A 2,148-nucleotide genomic window follows, 5' to 3' on the forward strand; every position below is an offset into this window, starting at 1 on the left:
TTTCAACGAGAAAAGAGGCTTTTTTTCATTAATATTTAGTTAAGTATATGCTATGAATTAAAAAGGAAACTTTATATTAATTTACATTTCTTTCATAGAGTTAAGATAAGGATCATATATTATAACAACATGTTACATTGAAAGGGTGAATATATGATTTCATCGTATTCGGTAAGTTATATTTTAGTCACGGGTAATACTGCTATAAAAAAGGTAGCTAAAGTTCATGCATCCTCAGAAGTTTTTGCTGTTAATAAGATTAAAAGAGAATTAGAACGTAGGTTTTCACAGCCAACAAAAATTGAAGTTTTTCCGGTTTAATAAAACGGTATAAAAAGAGGAATCACTCTTTGTTTTCTTATTAATTAATTTGTAATTATTATGGATTAAACCTCATATTTTTTAATTAAATTTCCAACTACATTTAAAAAGAGTTCTTTTATTTTATTTCCATCAAGCTAACACTTTGATTATCAGTTTACCTATAAATTAGCCGTAGGTTAATTATTACCCCATCAACTTTCCCAGGAATTTTAATAAGAAGCATAAAGGTAACTAGAATTAAGGTGTTTTATGCTAATAAAATTAGAATATCAATAAAACCCTCACTGAAAGATAGCGCCAACAATAACCAAATTTCTTTCGCTAATCCTATAAATAAAAAGTCGATTTCCTGTACGTTAAGAAATCGACTTTTTAGTGAGTAACTTAATTTTTTTATTAGACACGAGCTTGGTTAAAGTAAATTCAAAATATCTTTTGGTTTATTTAATACAAAATCAGCTTTTTCAAAACCTTCTCACCTGAAATTGATTTTACATAATCTTAGCTTGATAGCTATGTGGCGCTATCCCTAATATAAAGTGCTTCACTACGTTACGTTTGAAAAATTCATATTTGATTACCAAACACACTAAATGTTTAAATAGGTCTACGTCCACTCGCTAATAAAAATACATAGAGTTACATCACTTTGTTAAATAAAGTTAGTACCCTTATTTAGAAAACTCTTCAATACTTTCGTAAGCAATTAATACCCTTTTACTTTTTGCCAATCAAAATCATTGCATTTCCTAATACTTTTTTATTTAATAAAAGCTTTGGTAATTTCATTTCTTCAGCAAGCTTGTAGCTATTCAATTTAGATATATCGAGTTTCTCTAGGTTATATAATAACTCTTCTGTATCCCCAAAGATTTTTTCATCCATAAATAAATCTAAGAAGATAAATTCACCACCAGGTTTTAATACTCTTATAGCCTCTTTAATTAATTCTATTTTATTGTTTGTATCTTTCACTTCATGAAATGTTAGGCAACTTACAACTATATCAAATGCATCATCCTGCAAAGGGAGCGCAGCGGCACTTGCTTTTAAAAAATTAACCCTATCAGATACACCTTCTATTTTAGCATTCTGTTGACATTGATCTTGTGAGTATTCCCAATTCTTCCCCCAATAATCAATTCCAGTTAAAAAGGATTTAGGAAAAGTCATTGCAAGTTTAATAATCAATGACCCACTACCTGTTCCAATATCTAATATTTTTCCTTCTCCATCCCAATTCACTTTTTTAACAATTAAATCATGTATTTTTGATTGGTAATCCTCTCCTAATGCTGCGAATTGGTAAGTAGAATAAGAAAGTATAAATGTTATATAAATAAAAGGCATCGCTATAACCCCTGATAAGATTCGCAGATAGAAAGTAATAGGCAATAATGTTATCAATAGAAGAATTATTGAGCTTATCAAAAATACAATCAGTTTTTTCATTCGAATCCAAGTCTGATATTTAGTTTTTTTTCTCATTAGCACCATTCCTTTATATTTTTCACATATGGTTTATTCGTTATAAGATACTTTTATCTATCCCCTACTATAAGATTATTTTTTAGCTATTAACAAATAATTGGTTATAGGTTTTAAGCAATGCTAAAGCCACTTCAAATCATTTTCATAGCTCTATATGTTGTCCGGACTTGAGCTGTGCTGAATTTATTTGTATTTTCATAGCATTTAATATTATGAATAATATCATCATAATTTAGATTATTGGAAGACTCAACTCAAAAAAATTTGCAAATTAGCCCAAGGTTGTAACTAAATCTAAAAATCTTTGTACTAGTATTACCTATTTACACAATG

Annotated in this window: 1 protein-coding gene; it reads right to left on the reverse strand. The window is 28.3% G+C overall.

The window, feature by feature from the left end; genetic code table 11:
* Window positions 1–1,041: 1,041 nt before the first annotated feature.
* Window positions 1,042–1,812 (reverse strand): class I SAM-dependent methyltransferase, encoded by a 771-nt coding sequence (locus tag ACQGS6_RS27090; protein WP_098212051.1) that lies wholly within the window; start codon window positions 1,810–1,812, stop codon window positions 1,042–1,044.
* Window positions 1,813–2,148: the final 336 nt, after the last annotated feature.

This window comes from Bacillus sp. GMs2/2 (assembly GCF_050172095.1).
In the GTDB taxonomy this organism is placed as follows: domain Bacteria; phylum Bacillota; class Bacilli; order Bacillales; family Bacillaceae_G; genus Bacillus_A; species Bacillus_A cereus.

Excerpts from the sequence above, each read along its gene's own strand:
- ACQGS6_RS27090 (WP_098212051.1), bottom strand. The coding sequence starts at position 1,812 with ATGAGAAAAAAAACTAAATATCAGACTTGGATTCGAATGAAAAAACTG.